This window comes from Halostagnicola kamekurae (genome assembly GCF_900116205.1).
GTDB lineage: Archaea > Halobacteriota > Halobacteria > Halobacteriales > Natrialbaceae > Halostagnicola > Halostagnicola kamekurae.
Window position 1 is genome coordinate 358,090 of record NZ_FOZS01000004.1, and the last position, 16,187, is coordinate 374,276.

Here is a 16,187-nt window from a genome sequence, read left to right on the forward strand (position 1 = left end):
TTAATAGAAGACGATGCCGACCACTTCCATCGCGAAGAACATGGTTACCCAGAGGCCCGTCGTGATGATGACGAGATAGCCGACGCCCATCGCAGCCATCCGCGGGTTACGCGGCGAGCCGAGGAACCACGCGGCGATCATGACGTAGACCGGCATCAGGATGATGCCGAAAATGAGCCAGGTCCCCGTATCCGGAAACCCCGCTGTCGGGCCTCTGCCGCCGTAGCCGTGAGTCAACACGACCTCGAGGATCGAAACGAGCGCGCGATCGACCGCGATGGCGCTCATGCTCTCACCTCCGCCATCTCGCCGCCGTCGTCCGACTCATCGTCAGTTTCGTTCTGTAAGTGTTCGATCGCGTGTAGTTCGACCACCGGGAACACCTTCGCGACCACGAGAAAGAACATGGTGACCATCGCGATCGTTCCGGTTATCGACGCCAGTTCGATCAGGCTCGGCACGTAGCTACCCGGCACGGCTTCGTAGATATCGAACGTCGGGTGCAACAACCCGTCGGCGACGAACAGGACCTTCTCCATCAACGTCGCGGCGAGCACGGCGATCGCGGCGACGACAGAGCGTTTCTTCGTGAACACCGCGGGACGGACCGCCTGAGCGAACGTGTAGATGAGCACCAGCGTCACGAGGGTCATTGCGAGGATGTAGATCGGCGTCGAAAGCTTCGCGCCGACCGCCGCGGCCTGATCGACCGGCGGCAGGAACGTGCCGCTGATGTTCTGCTGGAGCTGGAGCCAGAGAAAGAGGAGACAGAAGAAGCCGAGCCAGAGGGTGAGCCCGCGGAACACGTCGTCGCCGATGATGTGGTCCCAGTCGTAGACGTATCGGAACCCGTACGATAACAGGATGACGCCGCTGATAGCCGAGGTCAACGCGATGGTCAGAAACTGCGGTCCCTGAATCGCACCGAACCAGCCGGGCATCGACGGGATCAACGCGAACAGCCACGGGATGACGCCGCCGTGGAGCAACAGGGGCGCGAGGATGATGATCGCGAGCGCGAGCCACCAGACCATCCGCTGGACCATCCGATCCTCGCTCTCGGTGTAGCCGATCGTCATGACTTTGTAAATCGGCTCGAAGTGGCTCGGAAGGTCGTCGCGGAGACGAGTGATGTCGTACCGGAGCGTCAGCGCCAGATACGTCGTCGTGAGAATGAGATAGAGCGTGATGACGGTCACGTCCCAGACCAGCGGCGAGCTGTGGACGGTGATGTGAAAGTGACCGACGATGCTTCGGACCATCCTGTCGGGCCGTCCCAGGTGGACGATGATGTAGAACCCGGCCGCGGACAGTCCGGCGATCGTCAGGAGTTCGGCCAGTCGCGCGACCGGCATGTACCGCTCCATTCCGAGCAACCGAACGGCGGCAGAGAGGATGATACCGCCGTGGGCGATCCCGACCCACCAGATGAACGCGCCGATGTACACGCCCCACGGAACCCCGCCGCCGCTCCCCCAGTCCGAGAGGCCGGTCACGATGAGTCCACGAGAGAGCTGGTACATCCACCCAAGGAGAAACACACCGAACACGAGTCCCGCGACGGCAAACAGGACGTAATAGCCCCTCGAGGTGTCCTGAATCGGGCGCAAGATGTCCTCTCTGGTCGGTCGTTCGGTGCTCATAGCAGGTCCCCACCCACGGTTCCCTCCTCGGTGACGTTCTTTCGAGCGTCGGCGAGACGAATGGTGTCGTCGTCGTTGCTCAGGTAGCTCAGTTCGTCGTACTGAATCGGTCCCTCGACCTGCTGTGCGTTTGCTCCCGGCTCGTTGCCGATGTAGATGATGTTCGGATTCGTCCCCATCTCCTCGAGCAACTTGAACGTCGAATCGGCTTCCCCGCCGAAGTCCTCGATCAGGGCCTGGGCCTCCGCTTCTGTCATCCCGTCGTCGCCCTCCTCGGCCGGTTCCGTCTCGCCGTCGACGATGTCGATCGCTTCCTGAATATCGTCGTCGTCGTCCGCGGCGACCGCCCTCGCTCGTGCGAGCGCCGGGTTGTCCAGGTACTGTCGGGGTGGGCTCTCGGGGTCGTTCATGTCGCCGAACTGGATCGCCTCGGGCGGACACGCGTCCTCGCAGGCCGTACTTCCGACCATCTCCTCGCCCTCGTGTCCGTCCTGACGGGTTGGACAGAACGTACACTTGCTCATAACGCCGCGTGGCGCTCGGCTGTCGACGGGACGATCGCGCTCGTCGTATATGTGCTGGTCATCGATTGCGTCCTCCGGAACCTCGGGTTCCATCCACTGGAAGTAGTTAACACCGTACGGGCAGGCGACCTGACAGTACCGGCACCCGATGCAAATCGCGTAATCGGTGAGTACGAGGCCGTCACTCTGGCGCGTGTGACGCGCCGTCGTCGGGCAGACTTTCTCACACGGCGCGTCGGTACAGTGCTGGCACGGACGGATGAGTCGCTGTGCGCCCGTTTCGAGTTGCTCGTTGGGGTCCTCCCAGTCGAGGACGTACATCCAGTTCACGCCGGAATCGAGCTGATTCTCGTCGGCGCAGGCCTCCACACAGGAGAGACACCCGTCACAGGTCTCGAGATCCAGGGCCATTCCCCACTGGAGTCCCTCGTCGTCACCACCGCCCTGGGTGCCGGCGTCGACGCTCGGTTCTGGGTCGTCCGCGGTCGACCACGCGCCGAGTCCGAGGAAGGCCGCGCCCGCTCCCATCTTCTTTATGACCTCGCGGCGGTCGACATCGCCGTCGCCGTCGAAGGCCTCGAGGGCTTTCGCGAGTCCGCCACTGTCCTCGTCGCCGGACTCCATCTCGGCCAGCGCCGCCTCGGTAGGTCGATCGTCCTGACCGAATTCCTCCATCACGTCCTCGTGATACCGCTCGTGAAACTCCGCCTCGGAGAGTGTTCCCTTCGTGACGGCCATCGCGTCGCGAGCCATCTCCATGCCGAGCTCGACGTCGTACTCGGTCTCCTCGAGTGATTCCTCGAGTTCGCGTTCCCACTCCTCGCCGAGCGGGTGGAACGAATCGTCCGTTCCGTTCGACTCGTCGTCCGCGTTCATTCAGCGCTCCCTCTGGAATTCGGCTCCGCAGTCGCAGTGGGACGCTTCGTGAGACCCCAGCTGATCACGCCGAGTAACAACGCCGTGGCGACGGCCAACGTGAGCCAGCTCGTCGGCGAGGCCGCGCCGTACGCGTTGGATGCAGGGAATACTCGAGTCGTCTGGATCATCACGAGGACGAGAAAGAGGACGCCGAACATCGACGCGACGGCGACCCAGATACCGTCGTAGAATGCTTTCATGGTCTCGTCCGCATCGCGGGCACCGCTCTCGGTCTGTTCTTCCGGTGGATCCGGTTCGGTTCGGTACGTGTGACCCATGGGAACACAACCTACGTCAGCAGTTACAAAAGAACCGCGGGGAGATCCGAGGATAAATTCGAAATTAGACTGCGTTTGGGCGATGATACTGCGGCGTTATCGAGTAACGTTCAATAACACGGGAACGTCGTCAGTGTCGACATCGGCGGGTCGACCATCGGCCCGAACGACCACGGACGGGCGGCGTCACCCCACATCCGGGCAGTCGGCACACTCAAAAACAAGAGTCACTCGTCGCCCGCCAACTTCTCTCTGGGTTGCCAGAGCGCACACCAGTCTGCGGACCGTATCTGTCCGGCGACCTCCGTACACGCGCCGATCGCGTCGCCGTTGCGATCCGCGATGTAGAACGTGCAGTTGCCACACTGTGCGCCGTCTCTGGCACCGCACTCGTAGCCCGCGTTGCTCTTCGATTGCAGTTCGTCCTCGTCGGCTCGCTCGAGGCCGTCGATGCTCGGCGCGGTCGCTTCGGATTCCGGGACCTCGCCCTCTAAGACATCGAGACACCAGTCTTCGGGTCGTTGCACTGGCGGCGTTGGGTCCGCGCCAATATTGAGACAGCCAGCGAGACCGACGACCGCACCACTGCCGGCAAGTTGGAGCAATCGACGCCGCGTTTCTCGACGCTCGGAGTCGTTCATGCGGAAATCAGTCGACCGGACGTTCGAGTGCGAGCGGTATCAAGACGGTCACTGTTCCAGCGACAACGACGGGTTACTGGCCTCGACGTCCGTAAGTGCCTCGAGCGATCGACGGCACTCACTGCTGAGCCACAGACGAGCGGTCGATCGGTTCGCGTCAGCTTCACCGCCGGTATTTATAAGCACTCGATCGTAATCGGCACGTATGACGGTACTGGTCGCGTACGATAACTCGGGTCCCGCACAGAAGGCCCTTCAGTGGGCCGTCGACGAACATCCCGGCGAAGAGATCGTTCTCCTCCGCGTCATCGAAGCCGCGGGCGGTTCGACGTCCGCCGGAATCGGTCTCGCCAAGGAGAAACTCATGGAACTCCAAGAGGAGAAACACGACGAAGTCACCTCGGAGATTGCGGACGTGCTCGACGACGACGACCTCGAAGTGCGGACCGAGACGGCCGTCGGCGACCCCGCTCGAGAGATCGTCGAATTCGCCGAGGAGAACGACGTCGATCACATCCTCGTCGGAAGCCACGGTCGATCGGGCGTCTCTCGCGTACTACTCGGCAGCGTCGCGGAGACGATTGCCCGCCGCGCGCCCGTGCCGGTGACGGTCGTTCGGTAGTCGACCGAGGACGGTCGGTAGTCAATCGGAGACGTTCGAATCGGTTGGGGACCGGCTGACGAAGATGGCCCGCGCCGTGGGTAAGTAGATCCGGCCGAACGGCTCACTCGATTTCCTGTGTCTGCTCGAGAAGGGTTTCCGAATCGAAGTCGTTGAGCGCGTTAGGTTCGTCTTTGATGGTTTCGATGACGAAGCGAGAACTCGTTCTGACGACTTCGTCGATGCGCTCGTAATCGCTGATGAGTCGGTGGACCATTTCCCTGTCCGAGAGGTGCGAAATGACGACGAAATCCGTCTCGCCCATCGTGAAGTACACCTGATTGACGCCCTCGACGTCGGCGAGTTTCTCACCGACTCGCTTGTGATACTGCTCGTCGTACTCGGCGGCGACCTCCGTGATAACGGTGATGTCGAACCCCACCTTCTCGAGGTCGATGTCGTAGAGATCGTTGGTGACGATGCCGGCGTCTTTGAGCTTCGTCAGCCGGTAGTGAACCGTCGATTTCGGAATGTCGGTGTGACCCGCGATCTCGTCAGGACTTCCAGTTCCGAGTTCGGCGATCGCCTGCAAGATCTGGATGTCGCGTTGGTCCATACCGTATCCCATGGGCGAGTCGGATAAACAACATTCGAAACGAACCCCTCGAGTTGAACCACGATCAGGAGATCCGGTCTATCTGGACGGGGAGAAAACGCTCACGAAGAGAGTATCAACGGAGGACCGCAGTTTGCAGAATGTGGTTTTACACGCAACGGTTTATTAGTACGGTGTGCGATATATATTAGTATGTCTGAATTTGGGTCGAACTCGTCGGTCACCGACAGCTACGACGAGTACGTCATGCCGATCTGGAAGTCACTCGACGTGCCGGTCGAACGAGCCCACGGCTGTACGCTCGAGGACTTCGACGGGAACGAGTACCTCGACGCGTTCTCGGGGATCTCGGTGACGAACGTCGGCCACGGAAACGACGCGGTCGTCGAGGCGGCGACGAACCAGCTCGAGCGGTTCGTCCACGGCTGTTCGTACGTCCACCCGAACGAACCGGTCGCCTCGCTCGCGGAGACGATCGCGGACGTGAGCCCGGGGGACCTCCAGAAGAGCTTCTTCTGTAATTCGGGGACCGAGGCGGTCGAGGGCGCGATCAAACTCGCCCGAAAGTACACCGGTTCGACGGAGGTCGTCGCCCTCGAAATGGGGTTTCACGGCAGGACGCTCGGCAGTCTCGCGCTGACCGGGAACAACGCCTACAAACGCGAGATGGCGCCGGCGCTCAACGACGTCTTTCACGCCGGCGCGCCCTACGGCTACCGGTGCCCCCGCTGCGAGGGCGAACGGTGTACGCCGTCCTGTGCCGACGACATAGAGCACGTCATCGGAACCCACACCAGCGGGGACGTCGCCGCGGTCGTCGTCGAACCCGTCATGGGGGAAGCCGGAATCATCGTGCCGCCCGACGGGTGGCTCGAGCGCGTCCAGGAGATCGCACACGACCACGGCGCGTTGCTCGTCTGCGACGAGGTCCAGACGGGGTACGGCCGAACCGGCGAGCTGTTCGCGAGCGCGCACTTCGACGTCGAACCCGACATTCTCACCCAGGCGAAGGGGATCGCCAACGGCCTCCCGCTCGGGGCGTTCACGGCCTCGGAAGCGGTCGCCGACGCGTTCGACGCCGGCGATCACCTCTCGACGTTCGGCGGGAATCCCGTGGCCTGCGCTAGCGCACTCGCGACGATCGACCAACTGCGAGGCGGGATCGTCGAAAACGTCCGAGAACAGGGCCGATGGCTCGAGTCGGAGCTGGACTCGCTCGAAGGGGCCCACGACGCGGTCGGCCAGACGCGGGGGCTCGGGCTGATGTGGGGGATCGAACTCGTAGACCCCGAGAAGACCGGCCCTCGCGGCGTCGCACCCGCACCCGACGCCGACCTCGCCGCGTCGGTCCGCGACCACCTCCGCGATGAATCGGGCGTCGTCATCGGCGTCGGCGGCTACTACAAGAACGTACTGCGACTCCAGCCGCCGCTGTCGATGACGCGCGACCAGCTCCAGCGGGTGGTCGAAGCACTCGAGCGAGCGCTTGAGGCGGTCTGAGCTCACTTGAGCGAGCGGTTGATCGAGATTCGGTTCCGGTCGTCACGCGTGGCGTGAACTGAATCCAACTGGAAATCACAGGGTAGCTTTAACAGCCAATAGAACACAGTATATTACACCGTGTTCGAGAAGGTTCTTATCGCCAATCGCGAGGAGATCGCGGTCCGGATTATGCAGGCCTGCACCGAGTTGGACATCGAGGCCGTCGCCGTCTACAGCGATGCCGACGAGGACGCAAAGCACGTTCGCCTCGCGGACGAGGCCTATCGCGTCGGGGGTTCGAAAGCCGCCGACAGCTACCTCGATCAGGAGTCCCTGCTCGAGGCCGCACGCGAGGCCGACGTCGACGCGATCCACCCGGGCTACGGGTTCTTGGCCGAGAACGAATCGTTTGCCGCGAACGTCGAATCGAGCGGGTTCGAGTGGATCGGGCCGCCGAGCGACGTGATGGCCGATTTCGGGGAGAAGACCAGAGCCCGGAAGATCATGTCGGCGGCCGACGTGCCGGTCGTGCCCGGAACGACCGACCCCGTCACCGATCCAGAGGCGGTGGCGGCCTTCGGCGAGGAACACGGCTACCCGGTCGCGATCAAGGCGGACGGCGGTGGCGGGGGTCGGGGACTCAAAATCGTCCGCGAACCGGACCAGATCGAGGAGAAATTACGGGAGGCGATTCGCGAGGGCGAGGCTTACTTCGACAATCCGAACGTCTATCTCGAGCGCTTTCTCGAAGCCCCGCGTCACATCGAGGTGCAGGTGATCGCCGACGAGCACGGAACCGTCCGACACCTCGGCGAGCGAGACTGCAGCGTCCAGCGCCGCCAGCAGAAACTTCTCGAGGAGGCGCCGGCGCCGGGTCTCGACGACGACACTCGAGAACGCCTCTGCGAGGCCGCCTGTCGCGGGGTCTCGAGCGCCGACTACGTCAACGCCGGGACGGTCGAGTTCCTCTACGACGACAGTACGGGCGAAAGCGACGACGGCGAGTTCTACTTTCTCGAGGTCAACGCCCGGATTCAGGTCGAACACGGGGTCAGTGAGGAGCTGACCGGCATCGACCTCGTGAAGTGGCAACTGCGCGTCGCCGCGGGAGAGCGCCTCTCGTTCGAGCAGGACGAGGTCGAACACCGCGGCGCTGCGATGGAGTTTCGACTCAACGCCGAGGATCCGGACAACGACTTCACTCCCATTCCCGGAACGCTGTCGACCTATAACCCGCCGCGTGGCATCGGCGTCCGGGTCGACGACGGCGTCGATGAGGGCGACGCGATCACGCCCTTTTACGATTCGATGTTCGGCAAGGTGATCGTCACCGGGGAGGACAGGGCCGAAGCTATCGCCCGCGGTAAGCGAGCGCTCGCCGAAATCGAAATCGAAGGGATACCGACGACGATTCCGTTCCACCGCCACATTCTCGAGGACGAGGGCTTTCTCGAGAACCGACACTCGACGACGTACGTCGAGGAGGAGTTGCTCGAGGAGTGACGAACGTATCGTGAGCCCCTCATGGCGAGAGACTCACACGAGGGGCCCTGAGTGTTGTTCAAACTCGTACCGACACCGAGTGGTCGATAGATTGCCCAGCGTACTACCTGAAAACATCAACTATCGGTATTATCTCTGAGATAGAGTATCGTAACCCCGCTGGTGAGACCGATCGTAGCTCCTTCGACGACTGCACCAGTCAACGAACCGTCGAAGAGAAGTGTATGAACCGCACTGGCGACTACTATCCCGACGACGACGTTCATAAAAACGAACAGCAACGGATTCCCTTGATCGAAACGGCGTCGCACGTTCATACGTCATTCACAAACTTCGACAATGAATACGTTTTTTGTATCGAGACATTCATCGATTCGAAAAACTGCTATCGAGCGTTCATCCCACGTGTTTTGTGATAGCGATAGAAGGTAACTCGATTTGGTCTGCTCAGACGACCTCAGGAAGCGACGCGAGTTCGATGTCGTTATCCTCGAGTCGATCGTGTATCTCCTCGAGAATCGCGACGGCGTTCGGATTGTCCCCGTGAATGCAGATGCTGTCGGCGGGGATATCTATCTGCTCGCCGTTTGCGGCTTCGACGACGCCTTCCGTCGCGATGGAGACGAATCGATCGGCGACGAGGGAGGGATCCCGGTCGCCGACCTGCTTTTCGACGATCAGCGATCGATCGGCGCGGTAGTCGAGGTCGATATACCCCTCGAAGACGGCCTGCAGGCCCTCGACGTCCCGTGCGACCTCGTAGATGTTCATATCGGTCGCGAGATAGATGAGGTCCGGATCGACCTCGAGCATCCCCTCCATGACGGCGCGGGCGTGTTCGTCGCTATCGGAGAGCATCGAGTACATCGCGCCGTGGGGTTTGACGTGTTGGACGCTCGCGCCGTGCCGGCGGGCAAACCCCATCAGCGCGCCGAGTTGATAGACGACGTAATCCCGGAGTTCCTCGGGGGTCGCGTCCATCGTTCGGCGCCCGAATCCCATCTTATCCGGGAGGCCAGGGTGGACGCCGATGCCGACATCGTGTTCGGCGGCGAGTTCGACCGTCTCGCGCATGACGTGTGGATCACCCGCGTGGTAGCCGCCGGCGATATTCGCCGACGTGATGTAGGGCATGACCCCCTCGTCGTTGCCCATCTGCCAGTTGCCGAAGCTCTCGCCCATGTCGCAGTTGATGTCGATGGCGGTCATAGTCGTATTTCGACCGCAAACGACATTATAGCTTGTGTCGGGGTAGCAAATCTCGAGGGGAGAGGCCCGGGGTCACTCGAGCGTCGCGATCGGCTGATCGGCTTCGATCTCGGCTTCGTTTTCGACGTGGAACTCGGTGATCGTCCCCGCCTCCGGCGCTTCGATGTCGTGGAAATTCTTCATTACTTCGACGAGGCCGATGGTGTCTCCCTGCTCGACCTGGTCGCCCGGTTCGACGAATAGCGCTTCGTCCGGATCCGGCCGTCGGTAGAAGACGCCCGGCATCGGCGAGTTGATGGTTGTTGTGTCAGTCATTGTAGTTAGTAGGTAGTGATGGTGGTTTCGTATACTGGTTCTGGAGCGGTCGCGTGGACTCGGTTTCCGATTCACCGGCTGGGCGTGTCATCCCGAGCATCTTAGCTATCGCCCGAGAGCACCGCCTCGATCTCGTCGAGTCGTTCTCGGCTATCGGTTCGAGCCGAAATAGCGGCTTCAACGTCGACCGGTTCGAACGTGACCGTCTTGTGCGTTTGTCGCTGTGCGAGCAGTCCGCGATCGGCGCTGATGACGGTGCCGACGGTCGCGTAGCCGCCCCCCGTCACCGCGTCCTGCATGAGGACGATGGGCTTCTGGGGCACCTGAATCGAGCCGACCGGATAGCCGAGGTCGACGACGTTCGAGGGGTTCGTCCCCGCGCCGAACGGTTGCTCGCGCTCCTCGAACTCGATGTCGGGTCCCTCGAGTCGGTAGCCGGTTCGATCGGCTTCCGGCGAGACCGTCCACTCGGCGTCACAGAGGGTTTCCCTCGACTCCTCGGTGAGCCGATAGTCGGTAAGTCCCACGACGATCCGGACGGTGTCTTCCGCGGCGTAGTCCGGGACGTACTCCGCGGGCAGTTCGGTTCCGACCAGCGCCGTCGGGTCTCCGCCGTCGACGTGCTCGTTCGCGTCCGCCTCCGTCGAACCGATCTCGAGTCGATCTCCCTTCTCGAGTCCGCGCCCCTCGTGACCCCCTATTCCGACGAGCGTGTACGTCGATCGGCTTCCCATCACCTCGGGAACGTCGATCCCGCCGGCGACGGCGAGGTAGGCCCGCGCCCCGTCGGTCGCGAACGCCACCTCGAGTTCGTCGCCCGCCTCGACGGCCACCGTTTCCCACATGCCGATCGGCTCCCCGTCGAGACTGGGCGACATGTCCGCGCCGGTGATCGCGACGACGGCGTCCTCCCGAAACGTCGCCGTGATTCCCTGGTAGGTCATCTCGATCGTCGCCGCGTCCGCGTCGTTCCCGACGAGGAAATTGGCGACGCTGTGTGCGTAGGGATCCATCGCACCCGATGGCGGCATCCCAATGTGGTAGTTGCCGGACCGGCCGCGGTCCTGTATCGTACTCGAGATGCCGCCGTCGCGGATTTCGATCATTGGATCCCCTCCACCAGCCGGTCGTTGTACGCGTGCGGGTCGGCGAAGAACTCGTCGGGGGAGAACTCGACCCGTTCGTAGGTGTACTCGTACGTGCCGGCTTCGACCTCCTCGCGGATCGCGTCGTACTCCGCGCGATCGATGGCGCGGTAGTTCAGGATATCGCCCGGATTGGGAAAGACGATCGACTCCGTGAAGTCCGGAAGCTCCTGATCGACGTCGAGCACTTCGACCGGCGTGCGCCCGTACAGCTGATAGCCACCCGCGCCCTGTACGGGGTAGATGACCGAGAACGCGCCGCCGAACCCGACCGCCCGACTCGGCGTGTCGGTTCGGGGCTCGACGTACTTCGGAACCTCGAGTTGCTCGCTTCGGGGCACCATCTGGAAACACCACGGGAGGCCGGGAACGAACCCGACCATCGTCACCATGTGCGGCGCGCCGACGAACGCCTCGAGGAACGCGTCCACCGAGTCGAAACCGTTCAGCTGCGCGGAGTACTCGAGGTCAGTCCCGTCGGGGTCCTGATGGCGGTCTCGAAACTCCATGAGCGTCTCGTGGGTCCACGGATCCTCGAACAGGACCGGCACGTCGATGACGCGCGTCTCCCACTCGTACTCCTCGAGGTCGATCTCCGATTCGATCGTTTTCAGTCGCGCTATCAGATCGTCGGGGTGGATCACTTCGGGGTCGATTCGAAGCATGTACGAGGCGTTGCCGGGGCAGTTCTCGACGACGCCCTCGATCTCTTGTGCAGCGACCTGCTGGGTGATCGCCATCGCCTTGAAATTGGCGGTGAAACTCATCGCCTCCGCGAGTTCGACGAAGACGAAGTCGTCGGCCCCGTACTCGTAACGGGGATCGGGAAGCGCGGCTGGGGTGATTTGCTCGGGGGCCATACTGTGTGACGCTAATTCATGCCACGAAGATTAAAGATATTGGTGTAGAGTCTATATTTCGACATGATGCCCAACCTTATACAACAGTCACGGGGAGAAATCGACTAGCTCGAGCGATACCAGGCCATCGCCTCGGGGACGTGTTCCTCGAGCGGGTCGTAGTCGTAGCCGAGTTCGTCGCGAGCCCTCTCCGAGGTGTAGTAGAGGCGTTTGGTCGCCAGGCGAGCCATCTCTCGGTCGAAGGGGAACACTCGAATCCCCGAAACCGCCCCGACCGTTTCGACCACGGGGCCGGCGGCGTGAATCGCCGCCGCCGGTACCTCGAGCGGTGCGCGATGACCACCGGTGCAGTGGGCGATCCGCGATATCGCCTGCTCGAGCGTGAGATTCTCGCCCCCGAGGATGTAGTGAGCGCCGTTCTCCCCGCGTTCGAAGGCGGCCACGACGCCGTCGACCACGTCGCTCACCCCGACGATGCTCAGTCCGCCGGGGAGATAGACCGCCATCGCCGGATCGGTCGCCATCGCGAGCAACTGCGTCGTGAACGTCTCGTCGCCGGGCCCGAAAATCGACGTGGGATGGACGGTGACGGCCTCGCCACCGGCGCTCGCGTAGTCGTCGACGAGCTCCTCCGCCTCGGCTTTCGATGACTGGTACGCGCCGACCGGCGGGACCACGTCGGTTTCGTCGGCGACCCCGCCGTCCTCGGACGGTCGTCTCGTCCCCGCCGTGCTCGTGAACACCAGCCGACCCGGGTCGACGTCCGCGTGTCGACACGCCTCGAGCAGTCGTCGGGTGCCGCCGGCGTTGACGCGCTCGACCGTCGCCGCATCGGCGCTCCAGAGGCCGATCCCCGCCAGATGGAAGACGGCGTCAGTCCCGTCAACGAGCGAGCGAAGCGTGCGGTCGTCGAACAGATCCCCGACGTGCCACTCGAGCGAATCCGCGAGCCCGCCGCGATCCGAGGTGGGGCGCGCGAGCCCCCGAACCGTCCAGCCGTCGGCGAGGAGGCGCTCGCACAGGTGGGTGCCGAGAAAGCCGGTCGCGCCGGTGACGGCGGCCGTCTTCGTCATCGATCCACCTCGAGTTGCGGCGGGACGGCGTCCCCGCTGACCATCGCGTACAGCCCGTAGGCGGCGGAAACAGCGGGGTGGGTCGACGTTCGCGGCGGCAGTCCGCCCGACGGAACGCGATCCCGAAGCTCCTCGAAGTCACAGCCGGTGACCCGCACCGACGATTTCCCCGGTCCGAGTTCCGCGGCCAACGCGTCGTCGTCGTTAACGTCGCGTCCGAGCAGCGTCGTTCCGATCGTATCCAGCGCGATCGCCTCGCCCGTAAACAGCGTCCGCGCGGCGAACGGCTCGCCGGCGAAGGCCGTCGTCGCGTCGAGGATCGACAGCGACGGGTCGATGACCTTCAGCGCCGCTCGAGCGCGCTTGTTCGCCGGGACTTCCGTCCCCTCGAGGCCGGCCTCGACGTGGCGGCCGAGCGTCCGCATAACGCCGGCGACCGGCCCCGCTTCGTCGGGCCGAAGCGTCGGGACGACCACTATCGAGGTGTCAAGAAGCACATCGGGAACCGACAGCTCGAGCGATTTCGGCCGATCGGGGAGTGAAACGGCGACCCGGGAGTCCCGTTCGGCCGCGAGGTCGCATACCCGACAGTCGAAGCGGTCCTCGAGCGCGCCATAGCCGAGGTAGTCGACCGTCCGCTCGAGCGCGATCGAATCGTGACTCGAGCCGGCGATCGCGAGGTCGCTCGAAGTCCCTTCGGCGAGGCGGGCGACGACCGCTCCGACGACGGCCGGATCCGTCACCATGCCAGTCGAGGGGTGGAACGGGTAGTGAACGTCGGGAACGACCGTGATCTCGTCGGCGTCGACGAGACGTTCGTCGACCGGGTCGAGCAGTTCGCGGACGGGTCGTTCGAGTCTGGCCATCCGCGCGTCGATATCCGGGATCCAGTTGGCGCGGTGGGGTCCGGACCGCGGTCGCCCAACGGTAACCGGTCCGTCGACCGAAACGCCGACGGTCGCCCGGGAACGATCACGGTCGATCAGGGCGCTGTGAACCGTCATCGATCGGGGGCGGTTCACGAAACCACCTCCACCGACTCGGCTTCCGGGCAATCGTCGGCTGCGAATCCGTAAGCCGTCTCGACGAGCTCGAGCGTTCGTCGGCCGTCCTCGCCGGTCACGGGCGGCCTCTCGCCCGCCCGAATCGCCTCGACGAAGTCCGCGAGGGCGTCGTAGTGCGCCTGAAGGTAGAACGTCGGTCCGTACACGTCCGGCTCGCCGCCGGTCACGCGACTCACGACGTTCGAGAGCGCCGAGAGCGCAGCGCTTCCGTAGAAGTTCGTGGGCAGGAACTCCTCGCTTTCAATCGTCCCCGTGATCCCCTCGAGGCGAACGTTGGTGTTGACCTCAGGGAGTTCCTCCCACTGGTAGGAGCCACAGTGAAGCGTGATCGCCGTTCCCGTCTCGGACGCCTCGAGAAGGACCGTCGCGGCGTCCTCGACCGGAACCTCGAGCGTCGAGTCCACCGTCGCGTCCCTGATCTCGAGCGGCCCGAAGGTCCACTCGAGGTAGTCGAAACAGTGGACGCCCAGTTCCATCAGCGACCCGCCGCCGGCCGCGTCCGGATCGAGCGGCCAGGCGGGCGGCGCGTCTTCGACGGGCGGCCGACCGAGCGGGCCGTCGTTGACGCGAACCATCGATGCGTGGGGAACGTGACCCACCCGCCCGTCGTCGTAGGCACCCTTGAGTTCGCGGAGGTCCGGCTGGTAGCGCAGCGTGTGATCGACGCCGACGCGAATCCCCGCGTCGGCGGCTACCTCGAGCATTTCGTCCGCCTCTGTCGTCGACCGAGCGAACGGTTTCTCGACGAAGACGTCGACTCCCACGTCCGCCGCGGCTTCGACCGCATCTCGGTGCAAAAACGGCGGTAACGCGACGACCACCGCGTCGAGCGTCTCCGCCTCGATCAGTGTCTCGTAGTCGTCGTACACGCGGGTCGCGCCCGCCGCGGTCGCCCGATCGCGATTCGCCGGGACCGCATCGGCGGCCGCAACGACGTCGACGCCCGCCATCGCGTGCGCCGATTTGAGGTGAACAGTACCGATGTTGCCGACTCCGAGCACGCCGAGTCGAACCGGATCGGCGCCGAAGAATCGTCGTCGAATGAAAGCGCGCATCTCCTCGAAAACGGACCGCAAGCGGGCTTTGTTATCGCTCGCTTACCGTTTGTCGACTCGAGGTAGGAATCGGTTTCTGCGGTTACGGGCTCGACTGCGTGGACGCTGGCCGGCTTGGCTGGGCCGTCGGCGCCGACTCACGAAAACGGTCGGCGATGTCACCCATCGTCTCGACGACCAGGTCCGTCTCGCTGCGACGCCGCTCGACGTACTCGAGAATCGCTCGCATCCGCCGGTCGTCGCGCTCGTGCGTGAGGTTGTTCGGGTGCAACCACATGTGAAAGACGCCGTCGCGGCTGGCCGCCTGATCGATACCGCGTCTCGCCAGGACCACCATCGGATCTGCCCACACCGACTCGGCGATCGTCCTGGCCGACCCCTCGAAGCCGAAACAAAACAGCGACGCCGGAATGTCGACCAGCCCGTACTCGTCGATCGACGGCTTGACCAGCAGGGATCGGTCGGTCAGGACCGAGTCGACGACGCCGCGAGCGCCGTCGGCCGTCGGCGACCGTCCACGGTACGCCGCGATCCCGTGTTCAGCCAGTACGTCCCGATGGCCGACGCCGTTTCGCGGGTAGATAAACGAGTCGATCGTCTCTCCCCACTCCGCCGCGATCTCGACGCTGCGAGCGATTTCCGCCTCGGCGAGCGTCCTCGAGGTGGCCGGATTGTCGAACAGCACGTGCGAAAACGAGTGGCTCGCGAACTCGTGGTCCGGCCCGCTCGAGAGGATACCCTCGACGAGGTCCCGGCCGTATCTGAGATCGGGGCGGTCGCGCCACTCGGTTCGCTCGCGCTCGAACCAGCCCGCCGGCGCGGGATGGTCCGCGTGCTCGCCGTCGCAAGACTCGAGCATCAGGTGGCCGACGACCGCCCACGTCGCCGGAATATCGTACTCGGCGAACGAATCGAGCATCGCGCGCCAGCCGCTTCGCCCCGACTCGAGGCGAGTCGTCGGCGGGGACTCGAGGTCGTGGAATCCCCAGCCGAGCTCGGCGTCGAGCGAGATTACGACGCTTCCCATCCACTCCACCAACCGGAATTCATACGTGTTCGTTCCCGTCCGACGGTATTGTTATGGAGAACCTGTATTCGTCCTGTGCCGGGCGAGTAGCGTCGTCGAGAAACTCCGGCCGATGGTCTGCTGTTCGGCCCGGTACGTCCGGTTCAGCCGCTCCCCTCGCACGCGTTCGCCGTCGTTTCCCGGTGCAATCCGCACATAACAAAACCGTCGTCTCACCACCACACCCACAGCGG

General features: G+C 63.7%; 17 protein-coding genes. 3 read left to right on the forward strand and 14 right to left on the reverse strand.

The features are described from left to right. From BM348_RS17880 to BM348_RS17900, 5 genes are all read right to left on the reverse strand, one after another. The gene (locus BM348_RS17880) at positions 1–288 is read right to left on the reverse strand and encodes a hypothetical protein (protein ID WP_092907015.1); all 288 of its coding nucleotides are present in this window, start codon (positions 286–288) and stop codon (positions 1–3) included. Continuing rightward, positions 285–1,643 (reverse strand): NrfD/PsrC family molybdoenzyme membrane anchor subunit, encoded by a 1,359-nt coding sequence (gene nrfD, locus BM348_RS17885; protein WP_092907017.1) that lies wholly within the window; start codon positions 1,641–1,643, stop codon positions 285–287. The genes BM348_RS17880 and nrfD overlap by 4 nt, the downstream gene beginning before the upstream one ends. Continuing rightward, positions 1,640–3,043, reverse strand: a complete 1,404-nt coding sequence (locus BM348_RS17890) for a 4Fe-4S ferredoxin N-terminal domain-containing protein (RefSeq protein ID WP_092907019.1) — start codon at positions 3,041–3,043, stop codon at positions 1,640–1,642. Before BM348_RS17890 ends, nrfD begins: the two co-directional genes overlap by 4 nt. Further along, a complete protein-coding gene (locus tag BM348_RS17895) occupies positions 3,040–3,363 on the reverse strand; it encodes a hypothetical protein (RefSeq protein ID WP_092907021.1) in 324 nt (107 codons plus the stop codon). The genes BM348_RS17890 and BM348_RS17895 overlap by 4 nt, the downstream gene beginning before the upstream one ends. A gap of 227 nt (positions 3,364–3,590) precedes the next feature. Continuing rightward, positions 3,591–4,004: a high-potential iron-sulfur protein gene (locus BM348_RS17900; RefSeq protein WP_092907023.1), complete on the reverse strand. Its 414-nt coding sequence runs from the start codon at positions 4,002–4,004 to the stop codon at positions 3,591–3,593. Positions 4,005–4,209: 205 nt separating this feature from the next. On the opposite strand from BM348_RS17900, the gene BM348_RS17905 reads away from it, so the two are divergent. After that, positions 4,210–4,626 (forward strand): universal stress protein, encoded by a 417-nt coding sequence (locus BM348_RS17905; protein WP_092907025.1) that lies wholly within the window; start codon positions 4,210–4,212, stop codon positions 4,624–4,626. A gap of 103 nt (positions 4,627–4,729) precedes the next feature. Here BM348_RS17905 and BM348_RS17910 read toward each other — a convergent pair whose 3' ends face one another. Further along, a complete protein-coding gene (locus BM348_RS17910; protein ID WP_092907027.1) occupies positions 4,730–5,221 on the reverse strand; it encodes an Lrp/AsnC family transcriptional regulator in 492 nt (163 codons plus the stop codon). 192 nt (positions 5,222–5,413) lie between these two features. On the opposite strand from BM348_RS17910, the gene BM348_RS17915 reads away from it, so the two are divergent. Then, positions 5,414–6,721 carry an aspartate aminotransferase family protein gene (locus tag BM348_RS17915; protein ID WP_092907029.1) on the forward strand — a complete coding sequence of 436 codons (1,308 nt, stop codon included), beginning with the start codon at positions 5,414–5,416 and terminating at the stop codon, positions 6,719–6,721. A gap of 120 nt (positions 6,722–6,841) precedes the next feature. Next, entirely contained in the window at positions 6,842–8,206 is a 1,365-nt protein-coding gene (locus tag BM348_RS17920) for an acetyl-CoA carboxylase biotin carboxylase subunit (protein WP_092907031.1), read from the forward strand. 447 nt (positions 8,207–8,653) lie between these two features. On the opposite strand, the gene BM348_RS17930 is transcribed toward BM348_RS17920, so the two are convergent. From BM348_RS17930 to BM348_RS17965, 8 genes are all read right to left on the reverse strand, one after another. Beyond that, positions 8,654–9,415, reverse strand: a complete 762-nt coding sequence (locus BM348_RS17930) for a LamB/YcsF family protein (RefSeq protein ID WP_092907035.1) — start codon at positions 9,413–9,415, stop codon at positions 8,654–8,656. A 72-nt stretch (positions 9,416–9,487) separates the two neighbouring features. Then, entirely contained in the window at positions 9,488–9,730 is a 243-nt protein-coding gene (locus tag BM348_RS17935) for an acetyl-CoA carboxylase (RefSeq protein ID WP_092907038.1), read from the reverse strand. Between the two features lie 101 nt (positions 9,731–9,831). After that, positions 9,832–10,836, reverse strand: coding sequence for a 5-oxoprolinase subunit C family protein (locus tag BM348_RS17940; protein WP_092907040.1), 1,005 nt, complete (start codon positions 10,834–10,836; stop codon positions 9,832–9,834). Beyond that, the gene (locus BM348_RS17945; RefSeq protein WP_092907042.1) at positions 10,833–11,735 is read right to left on the reverse strand and encodes a 5-oxoprolinase subunit B family protein; all 903 of its coding nucleotides are present in this window, start codon (positions 11,733–11,735) and stop codon (positions 10,833–10,835) included. Before BM348_RS17945 ends, BM348_RS17940 begins: the two co-directional genes overlap by 4 nt. A 104-nt stretch (positions 11,736–11,839) precedes the next feature. Continuing rightward, the gene (locus BM348_RS17950) at positions 11,840–12,808 is read right to left on the reverse strand and encodes an NAD-dependent epimerase/dehydratase family protein (RefSeq protein ID WP_092907044.1); all 969 of its coding nucleotides are present in this window, start codon (positions 12,806–12,808) and stop codon (positions 11,840–11,842) included. Next, the gene (locus BM348_RS17955) at positions 12,805–13,830 is read right to left on the reverse strand and encodes a DUF362 domain-containing protein (protein ID WP_245779528.1); all 1,026 of its coding nucleotides are present in this window, start codon (positions 13,828–13,830) and stop codon (positions 12,805–12,807) included. The genes BM348_RS17950 and BM348_RS17955 overlap by 4 nt, the downstream gene beginning before the upstream one ends. Beyond that, positions 13,827–14,927, reverse strand: coding sequence for a Gfo/Idh/MocA family protein (locus tag BM348_RS17960; RefSeq protein ID WP_092907046.1), 1,101 nt, complete (start codon positions 14,925–14,927; stop codon positions 13,827–13,829). Before BM348_RS17960 ends, BM348_RS17955 begins: the two co-directional genes overlap by 4 nt. Before the next feature lie 82 nt (positions 14,928–15,009). Then, on the reverse strand, positions 15,010–15,954 hold the full coding sequence (locus BM348_RS17965) for a polysaccharide deacetylase family protein (RefSeq protein ID WP_092907048.1): 945 nt from the start codon (positions 15,952–15,954) through the stop codon (positions 15,010–15,012). Between the last annotated feature and the right edge of the window lie 233 nt (positions 15,955–16,187).

What these genes read in the sequence shown, in the direction of transcription:
- BM348_RS17965 (WP_092907048.1), bottom strand. Translation starts at nt 15,954, where the DNA reads ATGGGAAGCGTCGTAATCTCGCTCGACGCCGAGCTCGGCTGGGGATTC.
- BM348_RS17910 (WP_092907027.1), bottom strand. Translation starts at nt 5,221, where the DNA reads ATGGACCAACGCGACATCCAGATCTTGCAGGCGATCGCCGAACTCGGA.
- BM348_RS17915 (WP_092907029.1), top strand. Translation starts at nt 5,414, where the DNA reads ATGTCTGAATTTGGGTCGAACTCGTCGGTCACCGACAGCTACGACGAG.
- BM348_RS17900 (WP_092907023.1), bottom strand. Translation starts at nt 4,004, where the DNA reads ATGAACGACTCCGAGCGTCGAGAAACGCGGCGTCGATTGCTCCAACTT.
- BM348_RS17940 (WP_092907040.1), bottom strand. Translation starts at nt 10,836, where the DNA reads ATGATCGAAATCCGCGACGGCGGCATCTCGAGTACGATACAGGACCGC.
- BM348_RS17895 (WP_092907021.1), bottom strand. Translation starts at nt 3,363, where the DNA reads ATGGGTCACACGTACCGAACCGAACCGGATCCACCGGAAGAACAGACC.
- BM348_RS17950 (WP_092907044.1), bottom strand. Translation starts at nt 12,808, where the DNA reads ATGACGAAGACGGCCGCCGTCACCGGCGCGACCGGCTTTCTCGGCACC.
- BM348_RS17880 (WP_092907015.1), bottom strand. Translation starts at nt 288, where the DNA reads ATGAGCGCCATCGCGGTCGATCGCGCGCTCGTTTCGATCCTCGAGGTC.
- BM348_RS17905 (WP_092907025.1), top strand. Translation starts at nt 4,210, where the DNA reads ATGACGGTACTGGTCGCGTACGATAACTCGGGTCCCGCACAGAAGGCC.
- BM348_RS17935 (WP_092907038.1), bottom strand. Translation starts at nt 9,730, where the DNA reads ATGACTGACACAACAACCATCAACTCGCCGATGCCGGGCGTCTTCTAC.
- BM348_RS17890 (WP_092907019.1), bottom strand. Translation starts at nt 3,043, where the DNA reads ATGAACGCGGACGACGAGTCGAACGGAACGGACGATTCGTTCCACCCG.
- BM348_RS17945 (WP_092907042.1), bottom strand. Translation starts at nt 11,735, where the DNA reads ATGGCCCCCGAGCAAATCACCCCAGCCGCGCTTCCCGATCCCCGTTAC.
- BM348_RS17930 (WP_092907035.1), bottom strand. Translation starts at nt 9,415, where the DNA reads ATGACCGCCATCGACATCAACTGCGACATGGGCGAGAGCTTCGGCAAC.
- BM348_RS17960 (WP_092907046.1), bottom strand. Translation starts at nt 14,927, where the DNA reads ATGCGCGCTTTCATTCGACGACGATTCTTCGGCGCCGATCCGGTTCGA.
- nrfD (WP_092907017.1), bottom strand. Translation starts at nt 1,643, where the DNA reads ATGAGCACCGAACGACCGACCAGAGAGGACATCTTGCGCCCGATTCAG.